16 protein-coding genes and 1 pseudogene are annotated in these 20,054 nt (G+C 70.7%); 5 read left to right on the top strand and 12 right to left on the bottom strand.

The genetic code is table 11. The features are described from left to right. Window positions 1-271: 271 nt before the first annotated feature. Window positions 272-2,950 (top strand): alpha-glucan family phosphorylase, encoded by a 2,679-nt coding sequence (glgP, locus tag ACFYOP_RS11275; protein WP_356892740.1) that lies wholly within the window; start codon window positions 272-274, stop codon window positions 2,948-2,950. Window positions 2,951-3,073: 123 nt separating this feature from the next. Here glgP and ACFYOP_RS11270 read toward each other — a convergent pair whose 3' ends face one another. From ACFYOP_RS11270 to sbnA, 5 genes are all read right to left on the bottom strand, one after another. Then, window positions 3,074-3,640 carry a hypothetical protein gene (locus ACFYOP_RS11270; protein WP_356892742.1) on the bottom strand — a complete coding sequence of 189 codons (567 nt, stop codon included), beginning with the start codon at window positions 3,638-3,640 and terminating at the stop codon, window positions 3,074-3,076. A 99-nt stretch (window positions 3,641-3,739) separates the two neighbouring features. Then, window positions 3,740-5,236 (bottom strand): L-lactate permease, encoded by a 1,497-nt coding sequence (locus ACFYOP_RS11265; RefSeq protein WP_356892744.1) that lies wholly within the window; start codon window positions 5,234-5,236, stop codon window positions 3,740-3,742. Next, complete coding sequence (locus ACFYOP_RS11260; protein WP_356892746.1) at window positions 5,233-7,119, bottom strand: FAD/NAD(P)-binding protein; 1,887 nt, start codon at window positions 7,117-7,119, stop codon at window positions 5,233-5,235. The genes ACFYOP_RS11265 and ACFYOP_RS11260 overlap by 4 nt, the downstream gene beginning before the upstream one ends. 2 nt (window positions 7,120-7,121) lie before the next feature. Continuing rightward, the gene (gene sbnB / locus ACFYOP_RS11255; RefSeq protein ID WP_356892748.1) at window positions 7,122-8,129 is read right to left on the bottom strand and encodes a 2,3-diaminopropionate biosynthesis protein SbnB; all 1,008 of its coding nucleotides are present in this window, start codon (window positions 8,127-8,129) and stop codon (window positions 7,122-7,124) included. 32 nt (window positions 8,130-8,161) lie between these two features. Next, on the bottom strand, window positions 8,162-9,136 hold the full coding sequence (gene sbnA / locus ACFYOP_RS11250; RefSeq protein ID WP_356892750.1) for a 2,3-diaminopropionate biosynthesis protein SbnA: 975 nt from the start codon (window positions 9,134-9,136) through the stop codon (window positions 8,162-8,164). Window positions 9,137-9,670: 534 nt separating this feature from the next. On the opposite strand from sbnA, the gene ACFYOP_RS11245 reads away from it, so the two are divergent. After that, entirely contained in the window at window positions 9,671-10,771 is a 1,101-nt protein-coding gene (locus ACFYOP_RS11245; RefSeq protein ID WP_356892953.1) for a M20 family metallopeptidase, read from the top strand. A 27-nt stretch (window positions 10,772-10,798) separates the two neighbouring features. On the opposite strand, the pseudogene ACFYOP_RS11240 reads toward ACFYOP_RS11245, so the two are convergent. Next, a pseudogene (locus ACFYOP_RS11240) lies at window positions 10,799-10,945 on the bottom strand (glyoxalase); the annotation flags it as partial. Window positions 10,946-11,185: 240 nt separating this feature from the next. On the opposite strand from ACFYOP_RS11240, the gene ACFYOP_RS11235 reads away from it, so the two are divergent. Beyond that, window positions 11,186-11,932, top strand: a complete 747-nt coding sequence (locus ACFYOP_RS11235) for a TipAS antibiotic-recognition domain-containing protein (protein WP_356892752.1) — start codon at window positions 11,186-11,188, stop codon at window positions 11,930-11,932. Between the two features lie 88 nt (window positions 11,933-12,020). On the opposite strand, the gene ACFYOP_RS11230 is transcribed toward ACFYOP_RS11235, so the two are convergent. Then, window positions 12,021-12,161: a hypothetical protein gene (locus tag ACFYOP_RS11230; protein ID WP_356892754.1), complete on the bottom strand. Its 141-nt coding sequence runs from the start codon at window positions 12,159-12,161 to the stop codon at window positions 12,021-12,023. Between the two features lie 149 nt (window positions 12,162-12,310). Beyond that, window positions 12,311-12,988: a helix-turn-helix transcriptional regulator gene (locus tag ACFYOP_RS11225; RefSeq protein WP_356892756.1), complete on the bottom strand. Its 678-nt coding sequence runs from the start codon at window positions 12,986-12,988 to the stop codon at window positions 12,311-12,313. A 278-nt stretch (window positions 12,989-13,266) separates the two neighbouring features. On the opposite strand from ACFYOP_RS11225, the gene ACFYOP_RS11220 reads away from it, so the two are divergent. Beyond that, entirely contained in the window at window positions 13,267-14,709 is a 1,443-nt protein-coding gene (locus tag ACFYOP_RS11220; protein WP_356892758.1) for an NCS2 family permease, read from the top strand. A 136-nt stretch (window positions 14,710-14,845) separates the two neighbouring features. On the opposite strand, the gene ACFYOP_RS11215 is transcribed toward ACFYOP_RS11220, so the two are convergent. The 4 genes from ACFYOP_RS11215 to ACFYOP_RS11200 form a co-directional block, all read right to left on the bottom strand. Beyond that, window positions 14,846-15,583, bottom strand: a complete 738-nt coding sequence (locus tag ACFYOP_RS11215; RefSeq protein WP_356892760.1) for a Clp protease N-terminal domain-containing protein — start codon at window positions 15,581-15,583, stop codon at window positions 14,846-14,848. Window positions 15,584-15,843: 260 nt separating this feature from the next. Beyond that, entirely contained in the window at window positions 15,844-16,323 is a 480-nt protein-coding gene (locus ACFYOP_RS11210; protein ID WP_356892762.1) for a hypothetical protein, read from the bottom strand. Window positions 16,324-16,472: 149 nt separating this feature from the next. Continuing rightward, window positions 16,473-18,500 (bottom strand): M4 family metallopeptidase, encoded by a 2,028-nt coding sequence (locus tag ACFYOP_RS11205; protein ID WP_356892764.1) that lies wholly within the window; start codon window positions 18,498-18,500, stop codon window positions 16,473-16,475. A 446-nt stretch (window positions 18,501-18,946) separates the two neighbouring features. Further along, window positions 18,947-19,321, bottom strand: coding sequence for a hypothetical protein (locus tag ACFYOP_RS11200; protein WP_356892766.1), 375 nt, complete (start codon window positions 19,319-19,321; stop codon window positions 18,947-18,949). A gap of 85 nt (window positions 19,322-19,406) precedes the next feature. Between ACFYOP_RS11200 and ACFYOP_RS11195 the strand changes: the two genes are divergently transcribed. After that, window positions 19,407-20,039, top strand: a complete 633-nt coding sequence (locus ACFYOP_RS11195; protein WP_356892768.1) for a TetR/AcrR family transcriptional regulator C-terminal domain-containing protein — start codon at window positions 19,407-19,409, stop codon at window positions 20,037-20,039. The last annotated feature ends 15 nt before the right edge of the window (window positions 20,040-20,054 follow it).

Here is a 20,054-nt window from a genome sequence, read left to right as displayed (position 1 = left end):
TACCCACGCCGTTCGGGTGGGCAATCCGGTGATGTGTTAACTACTAGGACGTACGGGGTCGCACAAGACACACGTGAAGGGACCGGCCCGACACGAGGCCGGAACCGGTCTTTTCCGACGGTCGTCGCGCGCCGGGTGCGCCAACGCGCCGGGCGCACGTCAGTGCGCCGTGGTTACGTACGGCGCGGACCGATACCGTCGGAAATGACGGAAAAGGACGCACCGTCGTGCGTCCCCTCGGATGCGTACCTCCCCTGCGAAGGTGGAACTTGTGAAGGCCATTCGTCGATTCACCGTCCGCCCCGTCCTCCCCGAACCGCTCGGGCCGCTCAGCGATCTCGCGCGCAATCTGCGCTGGTCCTGGCACACCGAGACGCGAGAGCTCTTCCGTTGTGTCGATCCCGAGGGGTGGCGGGCCGTCGGCGGCGACCCCGTGCGGCTCCTCGGGAACGTCTCCGCCACCCGCATGGCCGAACTGGCCAAGGACCGGCGGTTCCTCCGCCGGCTCACCGCCGCCGCCGACGACCTCGACGACTATCTGCACGGCCGCAGGTGGTACCAGTCCCACGGCGGTGACAGCGGCCCCGGCACCCCCGCCTTCCCGGCCGCCATCGCCTACTTCTCACCGGAGTTCGGTGTCACCGCCGCCCTGCCGCAGTACTCCGGCGGCCTCGGCATCCTCGCCGGCGACCACCTCAAGGCGGCCAGCGACCTCGGCGTACCGCTCGTCGGCGTCGGCCTGCTCTACCGCCACGGATACTTCCGCCAGTCGCTGTCCCGCGACGGCTGGCAGCAGGAGCACTACCCCGTACTCGACCCGAACGAGCTGCCGGTCGGCCTGCTGCGCGAGGCGGACGGCATCCCGGCCCGGGTGTCCCTCGCGCTGCCCGGCGGCCGCTCGCTGCACGCGCACATCTGGGTCGCCCAGGTCGGCCGCGTACCGCTGCTGATGCTCGACTCCGACATCGAGGACAACGGGCCCGGCGCCCGCGACGTCACCGACCGGCTCTACGGCGGCGGCAGCGAACACCGGCTGCTCCAGGAGATGCTGCTCGGCATCGGCGGCGTCCGGGCCGTCCGCACGTACTGCCGGCTCACCGGCCACGCCGCGCCCGAGGTGTTCCACACCAACGAGGGCCACGCCGGCTTCCTCGGCCTCGAACGCATCCGCGAACTGGGCGGGGCGCCCGAACACGGCGGCAGCGGCCTCGGCTTCGACGCCGCGCTGGAGGCGGTGCGGGCCGGGACCGTCTTCACCACCCACACCCCCGTACCCGCGGGCATCGACCGCTTCGACCGCGAACTCGTGGCACGCCACTTCGCCGAGGGCGCCGAACTGCCGGGCGTGCCCGTCGACAAGGTGCTCCAGCTCGGCATGGAGACCTACCCCGGCGGCGAGCCCGGCCTCTTCAACATGGCGGTGATGGGCCTGCGGCTCGCCCAGCGCGCCAACGGCGTCTCCGAACTGCACGGTGCGGTCAGCCGCAGCATGTTCGCCGGACTCTGGCCGGGATTCGACGCCACGGAAGTGCCCATCACCTCCGTCACCAACGGGGTGCACGCCCCGACCTGGGTGGCGCCCGAGGTGTTCCGCCTCGGCGCCCGCCAGATCGGCGCCGCCCGCGCGGAGGACGCCCTGTCCGTCGGCGGCTCGGGGCGCTGGGACGCCGTCGGCGACATCCCCGACGCCGACATCTGGGAGCTGCGCCGCTCCCTGCGCGAGCAACTGGTCCACGAGGTGCGGGACCGGCTGCGCGCCTCCTGGCGCCAGCGCGGCGCGGGGTCCGCCGAACTCGGCTGGATCGACGGCGTACTCGACCCGGACGTGCTCACCATCGGCTTCGCCCGCCGGGTCCCCTCGTACAAGCGGCTCACCCTGATGCTCCGCGACCGTGAGCGCCTCACCGAGATGCTGCTCCACCCCACCCAGCCGATCCAGATCGTCGTCGCCGGCAAGGCCCACCCGGCCGACGACGGCGGCAAGCGGCTGGTGCGGGAACTGGTCCGCTTCGCCGACGACCCGCGGGTGCGCCACCGCATCGTCTTCCTGCCCGACTACGGCATGGCGATGGCGAAGAAGCTCTATCCCGGCTGCGACGTCTGGCTGAACAACCCGCTGCGCCCCCTGGAGGCCTGCGGCACCAGCGGAATGAAGGCCGCGCTGAACGGGGCGCTCAACCTGTCGGTCCTCGACGGCTGGTGGGACGAGTGGTACGAGCCCGACTACGGCTGGGCGATCCCCACCGCCGACGGCGCGTCCACCGACGAGGACCGCCGCGACGAACTCGAGGCGGCGGCGCTCTACTCACTGATCGAGGACCGGGTCGCCCCCCGCTTCTACGACCGGGGCAGCGGCGGCCTGCCCGACCGCTGGATCGAGATGGTCCGCCGCACCCTCACCACCCTCGGCCCCAAGGTCCTCGCGGGCCGCATGGTGCGCGAGTACGTGGAGCGGCTGTACGCGCCGGCCGCGCAGGCGCACCGGTCCATGGACGCCACCAGCGCCCAGGAACTCGCCGCCTGGAAGTCCCGGGTGCGCGCCGCGTGGCGGCAGGTCGCCGTCGACCACGTGGAGGCCGTCGACCAGGACGCGGCGGCGGGCGCCGCCGCGACGGCCGGTCTCGGCTCGACGCTCACGCTGCGCGTCCAGGCGGCGCTCGGCGAACTGCAGCCGGAGGACGTGGAGGTCCAGGTGGTCGCGGGCCGCGTCGACTCCGACGACGCCATCCGCGACGCCCGCACCTTCCCGCTGAAACCGGCGAGCGGCCCGGACCTGGAGGGCCGCTGGGCGTACGAGGGCCCCCTCGCTCTGGACCGTACCGGCCCCTTCGGCTACACGGTCCGCATCCTCCCCTCCCACCGCCTCATCCCGTCGGGCGCGGACCTCGGTCTGGTCACCGTCCCGACGGAGTCGGCGACGGAGGAGTCGGGCGGCGTGCTGCTGCGGTGACGGTTCCCGGGACGGCGTCTCCCGCCCGGGTGACCGGACAGGGAGACGCCGTCTCCCTGTCCGGACCCGTACGTGTGCGTCCCGGTCCAGCAAGACGGCGGCGCGTGATGCGCCCTCCACGCGTCACGGTGAGGTGGACGACCGGGCCGCAGGGCGCCAGCCGGCCGGCCAGACGACGTCCTGGGCGACGGCCCCCGGCACACCGAGACTGGTCCGGGCCCGCTCGACATAACGGCTCCGCGCGTCCCGGAACTCCTGATACGCCTGGTCCCAGCTCTGTTCGACCTCCATGGCCGTACCCCGGGCCAGGCACTCCAGCCGCCACAGACAGTGGTCCAGGGTCTTGGACGCCGTGTTCGCCTCCGTGTCACCCAGCAGCCCGAGAGTCTCCGACAGGGCGGACCGGCGGGACTCCGACGTGGCGAGTTCCGCCAGGACTTCGGGCGTCGGCTCCAACGGCACGGGGCCGGACACCAGACCGCGCGCGGCAGCGATCCGCTGGTAGCCCGCCGCCAACTCCTTGACGGCGTGGGCGTACTCGGCATAGGCCGCCAAGCGGTGCTCGTCCCACCGCACGGCCTGCTGCCTGCGCCACCTCGTCCGTTCGTTCATGCTGCTCACCAGGAACGACGTGGCAGCGCCGAGGGCGACGCCCACGAGCGGAAGTATCTGGCCGGTCAGACTCACCATGGACCCCGATCAGTAGAGGGCAATCCCCCCATCCTCTCCTCCCAGCGACCACCGGTCACCGCCACACCACCGCCGACGGACCACCGCCGAGGTGGCGTCTCAGCGCCAGAGCAGTCCGATGCAGCCGAGGACGAGGAACACGAGGCCGTGGACGCTCAGGACGGTGCGCATGATCGCCCCGGTGTCGGCCTTCTGCTCGGTCTTCTCCTGCAGGGCCACGCCCCCACCGCCGGACGGCGTTCGGGGCTGCGGCTGGGGGGTGGGGCCGGGGGAGTCCTGGGCGAGCTGGGCGGCCAGGACGATCCGGGCGACGGCGGCGCCCGACGCGAGAGCGGCGGACACGTTCTGCATGCCGACCAGTTGCACCGCCGGATACCCGAGGGCGTGGGCGGTTGCAGCCTGGGAGGCGGCGAACATGGCGTTGGCGCCGGTGTTGGATCCGGTGAGGAATCCGCTGGCCGCCCCGATCCAGGGCGCGAGCAGCAGATAGGCGGGGCCCAGGGCTGCGGCCGCGTGGGCCAGGGCATCGCTCATACCGGTGGCGGTCAGCAGCGTGCCCAGGGCGACGAACACGGCGGTGGTCAGCGCCACCTGCCACCAGCGGGCCACGGCGGTCCGCAGTGCCGGGGCCAGCACGGCCGCCTCTTCGCCCAGCAGCCAGGGAGTCAAGGCGCACGTCACCAGCAGCCAGCCGCCGGGGCCGGCGAGCACGGCCCACCAGCCCTCGTCGATTCCGGCGGCGTCCAACGCGGCACGGCTCACCAGCAGCCCGGCCACAAGGAAGCCGTACGGAGCAAGAGCGCGCCACGCCGACTGCGTTGGTACGGCGCGGTCAGGGGCACTGGCCGGCTCGCGAAGACGGGCGGTCACCAGCAGCACCGAGATCACGGCCAGCGCGCCGAGGACGCCTGCCAGTGGGGGGCCGACGAAGACGTTGACGGCCCAGACCGTCACCCACAGGGTGCCGACTGCCAGCAGCAGGTCGGCGAGTGAGCGCCGCAGCCCGAAGGTGACGGCCAGGGCAGCGGTGGCGCAGATCGCGAACACCGGCGCCGACAGCAGCGCCGAGACGACGCCCAGATGCTGGAAGTCCACACCGCCGAGCTGGGCCGCCACCAGACTGCCGGGTGCAAGCGAGCCCCATGGGACGGTGACCAGGCCCAGCAGACCGACGACGGCTGCCTTCACCGGTGCCAGTCCCAGCTGTCGCAGCAGTGGGATCGCGACCACGACGCCGATACCGAAGCCGGTGAGCGACTCGGCGAACGGCGTCACGCCCAGCATGATCAGCAGCAGGGCGCGGGTCGGCGTGCCGCAGGCTCCGGAGATCCACTCGCCCAGCCGCTGCTGTGCGCCTGTACGAGTCATGAGCTCCGACAGCAGGATCCCGCCGAGGAGGATCGCCGCGAGTTCGACCATGGTGGGGAGCATGTGCGCCCCCGCGCGGCCCAGCATCGCCGGCGCGGTGGGGAAGGCGAAGAGGGCGACGAGGGCTGCGGCGGCGAGGGCCGCGCCACCTGCGTAGAGGGCTTTCACGCGGGCGGCGAGCAGACCGAGGGTCACCAGGATGGGCACGGCGGCCAGCGCGGCGTTCATCGGCCCGCCCCCGCCGGCGCGGCTGCTGCGAGCATGGCCGATACACAGCGGTGCGCGTCCACCAGTGCCCGCGAGGAGCCACCCGGGGACGGGACGTAGTGGTTGTAGAACGTGGCGCCCTCGGTCAGCGGCCCCAGGATCCATATCCGTTCGTCCACCGTGCCGTCCGTGCCGACCGGGTGCTGCTCGGCGGTGATGTCCACGCCGCGGCCGCAAGTGGCGGCTCGGTGGCGGCGGATGCGACCGGTGCCCGCCAGGTCCAGCAGCAGGTCGCTCGCCGTGTCCTGGATGTCGGGCTGCGGGGAGCTGGCGTGGACGAGCCAGTCGGCCGTCGTCGTGTGCGGTCGGCCGAGCCGGGTCGAGGACAGCTCCCACACCTCGGCGTCCTGCTTCCAGACCACCGCCGGCCGCGGGCCGAGCGGGACCGAGACGATTCCGGCGCGCAGCAGAGCGAGGAGTTCCTGGTGCCGCTCCAGCTGCGGACCGGTCACCGACCGGTTCAGCACGCCGGTGAAGGACCCGTAGAACTCCCGATGGGACGCCTCCTGCAGGCCGTGGAAGTCTACGGCGTGACGAAGCGCGTCCCGCTGGCTGCGCAGCACCTCGAGAGCCGCCTTGAGCGGACTGCCCGCAAGGCCCCGGGACGCCTCGCGCAGATCGCTCGCCAGGTGGTTCGCGTACCAGTCCTGGTAGGAGTGGTGGTCCTGCAGCCCGCCGGGCCGGGGGAAGAGGACCTGGTGAGGGTCGAAGTCACCGTAGTGCTGCGCGTGTTCGTCGTCGAGCCGGGCGAGCTCGGTCTCCATCGTGCCCGTGGCGTGCGCCTCACTGAGCACCTTGACGGTGGTCTGTTCGGCTTCGTGGCCGCCGAGGAGGCCGGCTGCGCGGCGGTGGAAGGCGATGCGCATCTCGGTGCACACCAGCGGCAGGAGATCGGCATGCAGGTCCAGAGCACCGCTCTGCGCTGCACTGCGGGCCCGGTCGACACCGGCCGGTGTCAGTACCAGGGACCGGTGGGCGGGGGCCTCGTGGCAGGCCCCCGGCCGGGCCCGGAAGGGCAGACCGGAGCGGGAGAAGAGCACAATGCGGGGCTCGCGCCCGCTGGGCCGGTAGGTGCGGCTGCCGTCCTCGGCGACGGTGTAGGAGCCGCCGCGGCCGAGGGTCAGGGCCGCCAGCGCGTCCATGCCCGACAGGCCGGTCCCGGCAAGTGCCACGCTCTGCCCGGCCGCGATGGCGGCGAGCCGCTTCTGGGGCGGGTAGACGTCCCGCACCCGGCGGTACTCCCCGGGCCGACGGGCGTCGCGGGGCGGCGAGGGAGTGTGGCCGGTCGTCAGGAACACGTGCCGGGTCACGAGGACGACGCCGCCTGTCAACGTGAGTGACCGGGTGCCGTCACCGTCCGCGGCCATCTCGATCGCCGCGGCCCGGTGGAAACGGATGGTCAGGTGCTCGGGGGCACGGTCGAGGAGGTGCTGCAGGTACCAGTTCAGGTAGTCGCCGAGGATGCGGCGTGGCAGGTAGTCGTCGGGGCGCGTCTCACGGCCGTCGCGGCCGAGGGTGTATCCGTCGGCGCCGATACGCAGGCCCCGTTCGCGTACCCAGTCGTACAACGTGGGCCCCGGCCCGGCCACTGCGGCGCCGACGGAGGCTTCTTCGGGGAAGGGGGAGACCTGGCAGCAGATGGTGTTCAGCAGCAGGTAGTCAGGCTGGTCGGCACGGTGGATGCCGCGTCCGTCACACGCCGGGTCGACGATGTCGAGGGTGAACGGACGTCCTGCCCAGGCGCTTCGGGAGGTGAGGGTGACCACGCGTTCCAGCACACTCAGGCCCCGGGAGCCCAGGCCGACGATGCACGCGGACGACGGCTGACGGAGAAAGTCGCTCACGCCTACCACCGGGTCTTCTCGCCGAAGAAGTCATCGATGGCAACCGCTTCGCCGGAGTCCTGGGCGGTGCGATAGACGTGCATGCCCACGGCGAGGTCGAGTACGCCCAGGCCGAAGGGGGAGAAGATCACCGGCTTCTCGGAGTTCACCTCGAGCTCGCCGCGGATGACCTCGGCGAGCGTGCCGTCGATGAAGTCACGGTGCCCGTACTTCTGTTCCGCCAAGTGCGGGGAAGTGTTCGCCGTCATGCAGTGCTCGACGTCGTCGAGAATGTTCTGCGCTCCGGCGATGATCTCCGGCCCGATGTCCCTCAGCGAGACGTTCAGCACGACCTGTCCCGGCCCGAACGTCGCCGTATCGAGAATGTAGGGCTCCCCCGATGTGGTGGCCAGCACCACCACATCGGCATCGGCGAGAGCCGTGCCGAGGTCGGCCTCGAAACGGGCGGTGCAGCCGAGCTCCCCGTCCGCGTAGCCGGTGAACTTCTTCCCGTACTCGGGAATCTGGTCGTGGATGACCAGTTCGCCGATGGACCACTTCTGGGCGGAGAAGAATTCCAGGATGTTCCGGGCGATGATGCCCGCCCCGACAATCGTCATCCGCCGAGCGGTACGTCCACCGCTGAGCTGTTCGGCTGCCAGCACCGCGGAGGCCGCCGTACGCGCCGCGGAGATCTGGGACGCCTCCAGGCACGCGAACGGGTAGCCGGTGGCGTAGTCGTTGAGCAGCAGAGCCGCCGAAGCGCGCGGAATGCCGGACTTGATGTTGGAGGGGAAACTGGAGATCCATTTGATCCCCGCAACGTCGTGCCTGCCGCCGAGGTAGGCGGGCAGCGCGATGATCCGGGAGTCGGGCTTGTCCGGGAACCGCAGGAAGTAGCTGTTGGGGTTGACCGAGTGACCGGCCTGATGGGTGAGGTAGGTGTCGTGGACCTCGGCCACGATCTGCCGACGGGTCCGCTCGATGATGCCGCGGGCCGTCTTGCCCCCGATGACGCTGAATTCAAACATGTCTTTCTCCTCGCGCTCAGGCGGCTCGTTGCTCAGGCGGCCAGATGGCGGCTGATGTCCCAGGGGTGGTCGGGGAAGTGCGCCCAGACCCACAGGTCGTCGTAGATGGTGTTGAGATAGCGCTCGCCGGTGTCGGGGGCGATCGCCACTACGCGCGCCCCCGCCGGCAGGGCGTCCGCCTTGTCGGCGACAGCCGCCAGAACGGACCCGGTCGATCCGCCCAGCGCGATACCGCGACGGGTGGCCAGGCGCCGGCACATGGCGATGGCGTCGGCCTCTGGAACCAGCAGCACCTCGTCGGGGCCCTCGACCCGGCAGATCTCCGGCCGCCGGCTGGTCCCCAGGCCAGGGATGTGCCGCTTGCCGGAGGGGTGCCCGAACGTGACGGATCCGGTGGTGTCGACCGCGATGACTCGCGTGTCCGGGGAGTGCTCACGGAAGTAGTCGAGGCAGCCCATCAGCGTGCCCGTGGTGCCGGCGCCGACGAACAGGTAGTCGACGCCCAGGCCGAGCTTGATGATCGAGGGCGCCGTGCGGTCGTAATGTGCGCGCGGGTTGGCCGGGTTGGCGTACTGGTTCGTCCACACCAGCGACGGGTCCTCCTTCAGCCGGTCACCGATGTAGTCGATACGCGTCTGCAGGAACCCGCCGTTGGCATCGCGCTCGGAGACCATCGTCACCTCCGCGCCGAAAGCCCTCATCAACGCGGCACTCTGCTGGGAGGTGTTCGGGTCGATCACGCAGGTGAAGCGATAGCCGCGCGCCGCGCACACCGATGCCAGGGCTATACCGAGATTGCCGGAAGAGGACTCGATCACATGCCCCCCGGGCCGCAGCAGCCCACGGTTCTCGGCGTCCTCGATCAGCCCGATCGCGGCTTTGGCTTTGATGGAGCCGGCCGGGTTCAACCCCTCCAGCTTGAGGACCAGACTGACGCCTGGGATGAATCCGTCCAGGTCCAGGAAGATGTCGTCCAGGATCAAATCATGGCTGTGCCTGTAAAGCATGGGAATAACCCCCCCGGTGTTCGGGGCGGGTTCAGGTCGACATGCCGTCGGACCGCCCCCTGTGAACGACTGGCACCAGGGCCATTTGCACGTACCTACGACAGGTGATCAACGCACTCGGTCATATTTGGTCAGGTACGCAGGGCCCGTCACCTGGGCTGATGCACCTGACGGCTGACGCCCGAATCGGCGCGGCGACCTCCTGCCGTGGCATGGGGTCCGGAATCCGGACGCCATGCCTGAGGGTCCGAAGCCGGGCGATGCAGGTCAGCCGACCGGCAGGCTCCGTCGCGGGATGGCGGTACTCCACCTCGACGTGCGACATTCTCGGAGTCCGAGATGACTTCTCGTCCAGCAGCCCGCGTGCCACGGTGTTCACGCCGGACCGCGTACAGCACTGGACGGGGCAGCGGTGATTCTGCACGCAGGACCTGTTCCGACGGCGCACGCCGGGTGGCCGCGGGCCTCGCCGACGTCAGCCCTGCGCAGGCACGACTGTGTCACCGCCCCGCCGCGTACCCTTGCGGCGTGACGATGCGCAACACCGTCGATGTGAATGTCGACGCGATGCTCGAAGACCTCAGGACACTCGTCGAGACCGAGTCCCCCTCGCGCGACCTCGACGCCTTGACGGCGTCGGCCAAAGCCGTCGCGGCGATCATCGAGAGCCGCCTCGGCGGGCAGGCCGTCCTCGTCGGAAGTGAGGCCGGGCCGCACGTCCACTGGTCTGGCGGCGGTGAGCCGGCCGTACTGATTCTCGGTCACCACGACACGGTGTTCCCGCTCGGAACCCTTGAACGCCGTCCGTTCACGGTGAAGGACGGGCGGGCGACCGGACCCGGAGTCTTCGACATGCTCGGCGGGCTGGTGCAGGCCGTGCACGGCCTGGCGACGCTGGAGGACCGGTCGGGGGTCGAGATCCTGGTGACCGCCGACGAAGAGGTCGGCTCCCATTCCTCCCGGGCCCTGCTCGAAGAGCGAGCGCTGGCCTGCGGCGCGGTGCTCGTGCTGGAGGGGGCCGCCGACGGCGGAGCGCTGAAGACCGGGCGCAAGGGCTGCGGCTCGTTCAAGGTCTCCGTCACCGGCCGTGCGTCGCACGCGGGCCTCGAGCCCGCGGCCGGGGTGAACGCCCTGGTGGAGGCGGCACACCAGGTGCTGGACATCGCCGCGCTCGGGCGCCCCGAGATCGGGACGACGGTCACTCCGACCGTCGCGACCGCGGGAACGTCGGACAACGTGGTCCCGGCGGAGGCGACCGTCCTCGTCGACGTCCGCGTCGAGTCGGCCGGTGAGAAGGAGCGCGTCGAAGCCGCCTTCGCGGCACTGGCCCCGCATCTCGACGAGGCCCGGATCGCCGTTCAGGGGTGCGTCGGCCGGCCCCCGATGTCCGAGTCGGCGTCGGCCGGGCTTTTCACGCTGGCCAAGCGGCTGCTTCCCGGCATCGAGGGCCGGGCGGTCGGCGGCGGCAGTGACGGCAACTTCACGGCCGCGCTCGGGGTGCCGACGCTCGACGGCCTCGGAGCGGTCGGGGGCGGTGCCCACGCCGACCACGAGTATCTGGTGGTCGACGCGATGGCCGAGCGGGCGCGCCTGGTGGCCGGACTGGTGACGGCCCTGAGCGCTCAGAGGCCCTGACCAGGCCGCTGGACGTGCCGGTGGGTGACCCGACCCGGCGGCGAACTCGACGTACTTGCTGCCGAAACTCTTCGCCACGGCGAGGCCGCGCTCGACGTAGAACTGCTTGCTCCGGGCCACATCCGCGACCCCCAGCAGAAGCACCATCTGGTCGATCCGCCGGGTGGCCGGGCCGGGTGACGGATTCGATGGAAGTCATGATGACGACGCTAGCCGCGGCTTCGGGACCTGCGCTTCTCGAATCCTGACCGGAATCCCGGCAGTGTCCTTCGGCCGCCGGCCGCAGGCCACCGTGATCCGCACGCTGCGCCGGGACGACGGTCCGGGCGGGTGCCCGGTCGCGCAGACGGTATCCGGCGCGGGTCGGCCCGTCGGGTTGACCTTTACGCAGCGTCAACTTCTACCGTTCACGTCATGGAGTGGTCGATCCAGGACATCGCGCGGCGCGCCGGCACCACGAGCCGGACGCTGCGGCACTACGGCGAGCTCGGGCTGCTCGTCCCGAGCCGAATCGGAAGCAACGGCTACCGCTACTACGGCCAGGACGAGCTCGTGCGCCTGCAGCGGATTCTGCTGCTGCGTCAGCTGGGGCTCTCGCTGCCCGCGATCGCCGAGGTGTTAGCGGGGCAGCAGGAGACCGCCGCCGCCCTGCGGACGCACTTGGAGCTGCTGGAACAGGAGCGCGAGCGCATCGGTCGGCAGATCGCCGCGGTGCGGACCACTCTCGACAAGACGACGAGAGGAGAACAGCTCATGCCCGAGGAAGTATTGGACGGCTTCTACCACACCCGGTACGAGCAGGAGGTCACCGAGCGCTGGGGCCGGGACGCGTACGTGAAGGGCGACCGCTGGTGGCGGTCGCTCACGGACGCGGAGAAGCGTGACTTCAAGGATCGGCAGACGGCGATCGCGACGGACTTCGCCGCCGCCTTCGCCGCGGGCAGTGCCCCGGACGACGACGAGGTGCAGGACATCGCCCGGCGCCACTGCGAGTGGCTGTCCGGACCGGTGCGTGTCAGCCGCTCGTACGTCATCGGTCTCGGTGAGATGTATGTCGCCGACCCGCGGTTCGCCGTGCTGTACGACCAGCACGCCGAGGGCGCGGCCGAGTTCGTCCGCGACGCGCTCAAGGTCTACGCGGAGCGGCATCTGACCGACTGAGGAGCCGTGGGCCGGTCCGTGCTCAGCTGCACACGTCTTCTGAGCCGATTTGGCTCGTTGCACCTCGGTGTCCTCGCGCATTTTCGTCTTACGGCACACCGCCAGCAGCACCGCCGTGCGGTTCGGGGGGCAGCCAGTAGGTGATGCGTATCGGCGCCCCATCGATCGTCGGGCGCAGTTCACGCACGCCGTCGCCGAGGTGGTGGGCGTAGGGCTCGCCACGAACCATGCTGTATGTCGCCTACGACACAGTCCGGGTGGACGCGAACTGTCTGACGAGTGGCGGAAGCCGCCCCGGCCGGGGCCGCTCGGCCCACAGGAGTCCGGGGTCGGCGCGCGGAGCGCCGTCGTGGTCGCGGGGTGCCGGCGGAGGTCGGGTCAGTGGTCCGGGAGGTGGGACCAGAAGTGGTCGACGATCTCCTCGACGTAGCGATGGCCGGCCTCGCCCGAGGCCGTGGTGCCGCCGGCTCGGCTGAGGGTGACGGCCATGAGGGTCTGGTACTCCTGTTGCATGGCGCGCAGGGGATCCTGCAGATCGCGGCGTTCCATGGCGACGAGCTTGGCGATGGGCTTGATGTGCGCCTGCCAGCGGGTGGAGACGGCTTCGGTGAGGAGGCGGGCGAGTTCGTCCTCGAGGCCGGTGATGGCGATGAAGTCCCGCGGGGGAAGGCCGAGGAAGCTGCCGAGCGCGGCGGACTGCCGCTTGTCGCCGGTCCACCGGCCGGTTTCTTCCATGTGGTGGTACGCGTCGAGCGTGAGACCGGTGGCGCGCGCCACGTCCTCGGCGGGGAGGCCGCGGGCGAGGCGGTGCTCGCGCAGCGTGCGCGGGTGGCCCATGAGTTCGGCGGGGGCGCACCACAGCGCGCCCGCCAGGGCGGTGAGTTCCTCGGACGTCGGCAGGGCTGCGCCGCGTTCCCATGCGGCGACGTGCTCGGGGGTGATGTGGGTCATGCCGAACGAGGCACGCATGCCGTAGGCGACGTGGCCGGGCGTCATCCCGAGTTTCTCGCGCAGAGTCCGGGCGGCGCGCGCGTTGAAGGGGAGGGGTGGATGCACGGTGTGAGAGTAGGCAGTTACTCGGCGCTACTCCATGGCCGTTGTCGCCTGCATCCCGTTATGCGGAATAGGTCGTCGGCGATTTCGTAGGAACCGACAGGGGTGCTCGGAGAGGGTCAATTTCCGTTCACTGTAGGTCAGTTGCGGATCACGATGTGACCCGTATGATCCGCTCGCGAGGTGTCGCATGTGCGTTCGCACAACAGTGGTGAACGCGCTCTCACCGCGGCGCCCGTCATGCTTCCGCACCCCCACCAGCAGGTCCAGGAGACCCCGTCATGCAGAACAGCGCGACCAGACCGGTCGATTCGCCGCCCGCCGGAACCGGCGGCCCGTTCGACCGGTTCTTCCGCATCACCGAACGCGGCTCGACATACGCCCGCGAGATACGCGGCGGTTTCGCCACGTTCTTCACCATGGCGTACATTCTCGTGCTCAACCCGATCATCCTCGGCAGCGCCGAGGACAAGTTCGGTGAGCAGCTGGACCCGGGCCAACTGGCCACCGCCACCGCACTGGTGGCCGCGGTGATGACTCTGATCATGGGTGTGGGCGGCAATCTGCCGCTCGCCCTCGCCGCGGGCCTCGGCATCAACGCCGTCGTCGCCTTCCAGGTCGCTCCCCTGATGGGCTGGGACGACGCGATGGGCCTCATCGTGCTCGAGGGCCTCCTGATCTGCGTACTGGTCATGACCGGTCTCCGCGAGGCCGTCATGCACGCCATCCCGCAACCGATGAAACAAGCGATCAGTGTCGGCATCGGCCTCTTCATCGCCTTCATCGGCTTCGTGGACGCCGGGTTCGTCACGCGTATCCCGGACGCCGCGAACACCACCGTTCCCGTGCAGCTCGGCACCGGTGCGCTCACCGGCTGGCCGATGCTCGTCTTCTGCGTCGGTGTGCTGCTGACCATCGTGCTGCTGGCCCGCAAGGTCAGAGGCGCGATCCTCATCAGCATCGTCCTGATGACCATGGTCGCCGTCGTCGTCGACGCCCTGGCCGACGTCAAGTCCTGGGGCCTGACCTCGCCGTCCGTGCCCGACGAGCCCTTCGCGGCCCCCGACTTCGGGCTGCTGGGCAACTTCGACCTGTTCGGCTCGTTCGGTCAGGTCAGCGTGCTGACCGTCGTTCTGCTCGTCTTCACCCTGATCCTGTCGGACTTCTTCGACACCATGGGCACCGTCGTCGGCGTCACCGCCGAAGCCGGACTCCTCGACGAGCGGGGGCAGGTGCCGGATCTGGGCCGCGTGCTGCTCATCGACGGTGCGGCCGCCGTCGCGGGTGGCGCCGCGTCCTCGTCGTCGGCCACGACGTACATCGAGTCCGCGGCCGGCGTCGGCGAAGGCGCTCGTACGGGCTTCGCCAACCTCGTCACCGGCGGACTGTTCGCCCTCGCGCTCTTCATCGCGCCCGTCCTCACGATCGTGCCCCTCCAGGCCGCGGCCCCCGCCCTCGTCGCCGTCGGATTCCTGATGATGACGCAGGTCAAGCACATCGACTGGGACCGCTACGAAGTGGCCGTCCCGGCCTTCCTGACCATCGTCGTCATGCCGTTCACCTATTCGATCACCAACGGCATCGGCGCCGGCTTCATCGCCTACGTGGTCATCAAGGCGTGCCTGGGCAAGGCCCGCGAGGTGCACTGGCTGCTGTGGGGCACCGCGGCGCTCTTCCTCGTCTACTTCGCCATCGACCCGGTGGAGCAGCTCCTCGGCATCTGACGGCCGCAGGTCCCGGCCGGGCTCAACGGGCCCGGTCTTCCCGACGGTCCCACCGCAGTGCTCCGCGCATGGCCCCCACCCCGCCACAGGGTCCCGAACGGGCCCCTGGTGAAGGCGGGGGCCATGGCGGACCTGCTCACTTCTCCTGCGTGCCGAGGAACGGTGCGAGCAGCTCGGTGACGTGCTGCTCGATCGCGTCCTTGGTCAGGCCCAGGCCCGACAGGGGGCCCGTGCCGTTCTCCGCCTCCAGCAGGGCCAGCAGGATGTGCTCCGTGCCGATGTAGTTGTGGCCGAGGCGCAGGGCCTCGCGGAAGGTGAGTTCGAGAGCCTTGCGCGCCCGCGCGTCGTACGGGATGACCTCGGGCAGTTCCTCGGCCGGGGCCGGCAGCGCCGTCGTGGCGGAGCCGCGGACCATGTCGAGGGTCACGCCCTGCGCGACGACCGCCCTGGCGGCGAGGCCGTCGGGCTCGGCGAGCAGGCCGAGTGCGAGGTGTTCCGGGCCCACGTGGGCGTTGCCGGCGGAACGGGCCTCGTTCTGCGCGGCCATGACCACGTTCCTGGCGCGGTCGGTGAAGCGTCCGAAGCCCTGGCTCGGGTCGAGGTCCAGCGGCTGGTCGGACTCCTTGGTGACGAAGCGCTTCTGGACGGCCTGCTTGGACACCCCCATGGAACGGCCGATGTCGGTCCAGGAGGCGCCGGAGCGCCGGGCCTGGTCCACGAAGTGGCCGATGAGGTGGTCGGCGACGTCGCCGAGGTGGTCGGCGGCGATGACGGCGTCGGAGAGCTGGTCGAGCGCGTCGGTGTGCGCCTTCTTGATGGCGTCGATCAGATCGTCGAGCCGGACGGGATGAGTCATGCGGACTGGATCTGTCATGCGACAACCTTAGGTTGACGAAGCGCTAATCGTCAACCCGGGGTTGTCGCGTGTGTGTGGTCGTCAGTCTTGACCAGGAGCCCCGCCTCGTACGCCCGTATCGCCGGCTGTGCGCGGCTTCGCAGTCCGAGCCGCCCGGTTCCCGGGGTCGGAAATCCGCTCCCAGGCCCCGAGCGTGACCGTACGGGGCAGGGCCGGTGTCCGTGGGTCGGCGGCGGTGGTCATCGCGTCGCCCCAGACACTCCGTCAGTCGCGGCGGATCAGCTCCGGGTCGACCGTGCGCCCGACCGGAGGCAGGGTCGCCACGGCCGCCACCACGAGGACGCCCGCCACGGCCGACGCGAGCACCGGCACGCCCGCCGTGTCCCACTGGACCTCGCCGCCCGCGTGATCAGGTAGCAGGACTCGGCCAGTTGCGAGGACTTGCCGGAACCGCTCTGGCTGGTGATGGCGGCCACCTCACCGCGGTCCACGGTGAGATGGGCGCCGCGCACGGCCGGGTGCGCGCCGCAGGAGAGGTTCAGGAAGACGGACTTCTTCGGGGTCCCGTTGTAGCGGCTCCAGCTGTAACCCTCGACCTTCACCTGCACGTACACGTTGTGCCCGTCCCGGTGGTCGGTGTCCTTGAGGTTGCCCTTCCACTCGAACGCGCCGTGCTTCGTGCCAGGCCGGGTGGAAGGTGTACTGGCCGCTGTCGAACTCCGCGCCGACTGGTGGTGAGTTTCGGAATGGTCTTCCACGACGCGGCGACCGCAGAGGTCGCTCCGGCAAGTAAGAGGCCGGCGGTGAGGACGCCGATGGCCGACTTGCGCATTGGTGAAGGGGCGCTGCTCGGGAGCCTTGGTGGCGTCCCGGGCAGCGCCCCTGGATCATGCGGGTGGCGTCAGCCTCAGAAGGTGAGCTTGAAGCTGTTGATGTAGCCGGTGTCGTAGCGGGCCACGTCCTGGACCCGGAGCTTCCAGGTGCCGTTGGCGGTCTCGCTGGAGGCGTTGACCGTGTAGGTCTCCTTGACGTCGTTCGCGGAGTCGGAGCCGCTGGAGTTCTTCAGGCGGTACGCCGTGCCGTCGGGGGCGACCAGGTCGATGACGAGGTCGCCGCGCCAGGTGTGCACGATGTCCACGCCGACCTTGAGGGCGGACGGGGCGTTGCCCGTGCGGCCGGTGACGGTGACGGACGAGGTCACCGCGGCGCCGCGGTCCGGGATGGCCACGTCGGTGGTGTTCTCGAAGACCGTGCCGTCGCCCGGGTCGCCGCCGCCGTCACCGGGGCGGGAGCCGACGTTGACGCCGGCCCAGGCGTCGGTCACGGCCTTGACCTCGGCGCTGGCCGCTCCGTACAGCTCCGTCGCGACCGCGAGGGTGCCGGCGCGGGCGCCCGCGTAGTCGGTGCGGGAGCTGAACTTGGTGGTGAGCGCCTTGTACCAGATCAGCGCGGCCTTCGCCCGGCCGATGCCGGTCACCGGCAGACCGTCGGAGGTCGGCGAGTCGTAGCTGACGCCGTTGACGGTCTTGGCGCCGCTGCCCTCGGAGAGCAGGTAGAACCAGTGGTTCGCCGGGCCCGAGGAGTAGTGGACGTCGACGTTGCCGATGCCGGAGTACCAGTAGTCCTTGGAGTTGCCGTCCCGGCTGGGCTTGTCCATGTAGCGCAGCGGGGTGCCGTTGCCGCGGATGTCGATCTTCTCGCCGACGAGGTAGTCGCCCACGTCCTGGGAGTTGTTCGCGCTGAACTCCACGGCCGCGGCGAAGATGTCGCTGGTGGCCTCGTTGAGGCCGCCGGACTCGCCGCTGTAGACCAGGCCGGCCGTGCTGGAGGTGATGCCGTGCGTCATCTCGTGCGCGGCGACGTCGATCGAGGTGAGCGGCTTGGCGTTGCCGTCGCCGTCGCCGTACGTCATGCAGAAGCAGCTGTCCTGCCAGAACGCGTTGACGTAGTTGTTGCCGTAGTGCACACGGGAGTACGCGCCGACGCCGTCACCGCGGATGCCGCTGCGGCCGTACTCGTTCTTGAAGAAGTCCCAGGTGAGGGCCGCGCCGTAGTGGGCGTCGGCGCCGGCGGTCTCCAGGTTCGACGGCGAGCCGTTGCCCCAGATGTCGTCCGGGCCGGAGAAGAGGGTGCCGGTGCCCGACGTGCCGCGGTTGAGGTTGTACGTCTTGTGGCTGCCGCGGGTGGTGTCGGTGAGCGTGTACGAAGGGGCCGTGCCCAGCGTGACCTGGCCGCTGTACTGGGTGTTGCCCGTGCCGTTGTGGACGGCCTGCCACTCGTAGAGCTTCTCGCCGGTGGCCGCGTCGGTCACGACGTGCAGCTCGTTCGGGGTGCCGTCGTGCTGGAGTCCGCCGACGACGGTCTCGTAGGCCAGGGTCGGGCTGCCGGTGCCCATCCAGACGACCTTGCGCGGCGCCCGCTCGGCCTTCGTCGCCTTCGAGCCCTCGGCCTTGGCGGCGCCGAGGGCCTGCTTCTCCGCCGTGCCCGCCGTGACGTCCGCGCGGGTGTCGACGTTCTTCAGGGCGGCGCGGGACGCCTTGGTGACCGCCTCGGTCGCGCCCGTCGCGGACTCGGCGACCACGAGGTCGCCGCCGAGGACCGGCAGGCCCTCGTAGGTGCGCTCGTAGCGGGTGTGCGTGGTGCCGTCGCGGTCCTGGGTGACGTCCCGGACGACGAGCTTCTCCTTCGCGGTCAGGCCGAGTTGCTTCGCGGTGGCGGCCGTGGTGGCGGACGCCTCGCGTATCAGCTCCGCGCGCTGGGAGGGGGACAGACTCTTGGGCAGCGCGCCGGGGTCGGCCTTGCCCGCCTTCGCGGCGGCGGGGGTGGTCGGCTGGGCGGCGGCGGAGGCTCCCGTCTGGAAGCCGACCGCGAGCATGGCGGCTGCGGCGACAAGAGCTCCGGTCGCGGTGGCGCGCCGGCGATGCGTGGGTCTCACGCGGACTCCTTCTGCGAGGGGGGTACCGGTCGGCTGGGTGGGTCGACCGGGCAGAGCATGCGGAGCGGTGGTGCGTGGATCGATGTCTGGATCGGGGGAAGACTGGCAGCCGTGACCGTGCCTGTCAGGAGCGCGACAAGAAGTTGGCCGGAATTCGTCCGTTGCCCGAGAGGTCATGTTCGTTAAGCGGACGTTTCGCGGGCCGTCGTCGCGGGGAGTCGGTCATTCCTCCGGGCCCGCCCCGGAAAGCGAGTGGATGTTCACGCGCAAGTACGCGGCTGTGAACGGGACGTTGAGCGGAAGGTGCTCGGCGGTCCGGAGGGCGTTCCCGGGTGTGGCTCATTCCGTTCCCCGAGCAGCGCGGGGTGCCGGCGTCGATCTCGACGCGGAGTGCGGCGCGCCGCAGCGTTCAAGTGGCCTGGCGGTGCCCCGGTCGGCGCGGGGCGTCACTCCATGAAGGCGTGAGTCCGGGCGGCGGCCTGCGGGCCGCAGCGGGCCGGCAGGGTGATGCGCCAGGACAGCAGGGCCGTCATGGTCACGCAGACGAGATCGAAGACCAGGACCCCCGCGCCGAACCCGCCCCTGGCGATGTACGCGAAGAACGCCACGGTGAAGACGCCTGAGGCCAGGCCGAACGCCGACACCAGAGCCGGGACCGCGTGCCGCACCGGCAGGACTGCCGCCACGGCGAGGGCGGCGGTCACCAGTACGTCCGGGACGACGAAGGCCGCGTCCACGCCTCGTACCAGGAGGTTCAGCAGGGTCCCGAGGGCGATGAGGGCGGCCACGCAGCGGGCGGCGGAGGTGAGGATGGTGCGCACGGATCCTGTCTCCTTCGACGGTGGAGCGGAGGGGCGGCGGCAAGTTGTCTACAGCGTAGACTTACTGCGTGGCAAAATGCCAGGCATGGGCAAGACACGCTTCCTCAATCCGGGACTGATCGTCCGCACCGCCCTGGACGTGGGCGACCGTGGCGGCGGTGCCGACGCCATGACGATGCGCCGGATCGCCGGCGAACTCGGCTGCGACCCCATGGCGCTCTACCGCCACTTCGCCAACCGCGACGCCCTGCTCGACGCGGTCGCCGACCTGGCCCTCTCGGAGGTCGAGGACCCCGACCCGGCGCTTCCGTGGGACGAGCGGGTCGCGGCCACGGCAACCGCCGTACGGGAGGCAGCCGTCCGGCACCCCGGGATCACGGCGCACATGGCCGCGCGCCCGCCGCTGGGGGAACACGGGCGGCGGCTCGCCGCGGGGATGCTGGAGGCGCTCACCACCGCCGGACTGCCGCCCGCCACCGCCGTACGGAGCTTCCAGACGCTCGTCGCCCACCTGGCCTCCTCCCTGGCGATGGCCGTGCAGGCCGGGACGCGGGACCGCCGCTGGGACCAGGTGCGGGACATGGTCGACGCGCTGCCCGGGGCCCGTGCCGCCGGGGACGAACTGTTCGCCGTCGGGGGCGTCGAGCAGTTCCGGTTCGGGCTGCGGCTGTTGCTGGTCGGCATCCGGGCGGAGGCCGCGGCCGCTCGTCAGTCCTGACTCACGGCCCCGGCC

This window comes from Streptomyces sp. NPDC006294, assembly GCF_042870895.1.
Taxonomy (GTDB): Bacteria; Actinomycetota; Actinomycetes; order Streptomycetales; family Streptomycetaceae; genus Streptomyces.
The sequence above is the reverse complement of the archived record's forward strand: the minus strand, read 5'-3'. Positions and strand labels throughout refer to the sequence as shown.

What these genes read in the sequence shown, in the direction of transcription:
- ACFYOP_RS11270 (WP_356892742.1), bottom strand. Translation starts at nt 3,640, where the DNA reads ATGGTGAGTCTGACCGGCCAGATACTTCCGCTCGTGGGCGTCGCCCTC.
- ACFYOP_RS11235 (WP_356892752.1), top strand. Translation starts at nt 11,186, where the DNA reads ATGGAGTGGTCGATCCAGGACATCGCGCGGCGCGCCGGCACCACGAGC.
- ACFYOP_RS11265 (WP_356892744.1), bottom strand. Translation starts at nt 5,236, where the DNA reads ATGAACGCCGCGCTGGCCGCCGTGCCCATCCTGGTGACCCTCGGTCTG.
- ACFYOP_RS11195 (WP_356892768.1), top strand. Translation starts at nt 19,407, where the DNA reads ATGGGCAAGACACGCTTCCTCAATCCGGGACTGATCGTCCGCACCGCC.
- ACFYOP_RS11230 (WP_356892754.1), bottom strand. Translation starts at nt 12,161, where the DNA reads ATGGTTCGTGGCGAGCCCTACGCCCACCACCTCGGCGACGGCGTGCGT.
- ACFYOP_RS11245 (WP_356892953.1), top strand. Translation starts at nt 9,671, where the DNA reads ATGCGCAACACCGTCGATGTGAATGTCGACGCGATGCTCGAAGACCTC.
- sbnA (WP_356892750.1), bottom strand. Translation starts at nt 9,136, where the DNA reads ATGCTTTACAGGCACAGCCATGATTTGATCCTGGACGACATCTTCCTG.
- sbnB (WP_356892748.1), bottom strand. Translation starts at nt 8,129, where the DNA reads ATGTTTGAATTCAGCGTCATCGGGGGCAAGACGGCCCGCGGCATCATC.
- ACFYOP_RS11215 (WP_356892760.1), bottom strand. Translation starts at nt 15,583, where the DNA reads ATGACAGATCCAGTCCGCATGACTCATCCCGTCCGGCTCGACGATCTG.
- ACFYOP_RS11220 (WP_356892758.1), top strand. Translation starts at nt 13,267, where the DNA reads ATGCAGAACAGCGCGACCAGACCGGTCGATTCGCCGCCCGCCGGAACC.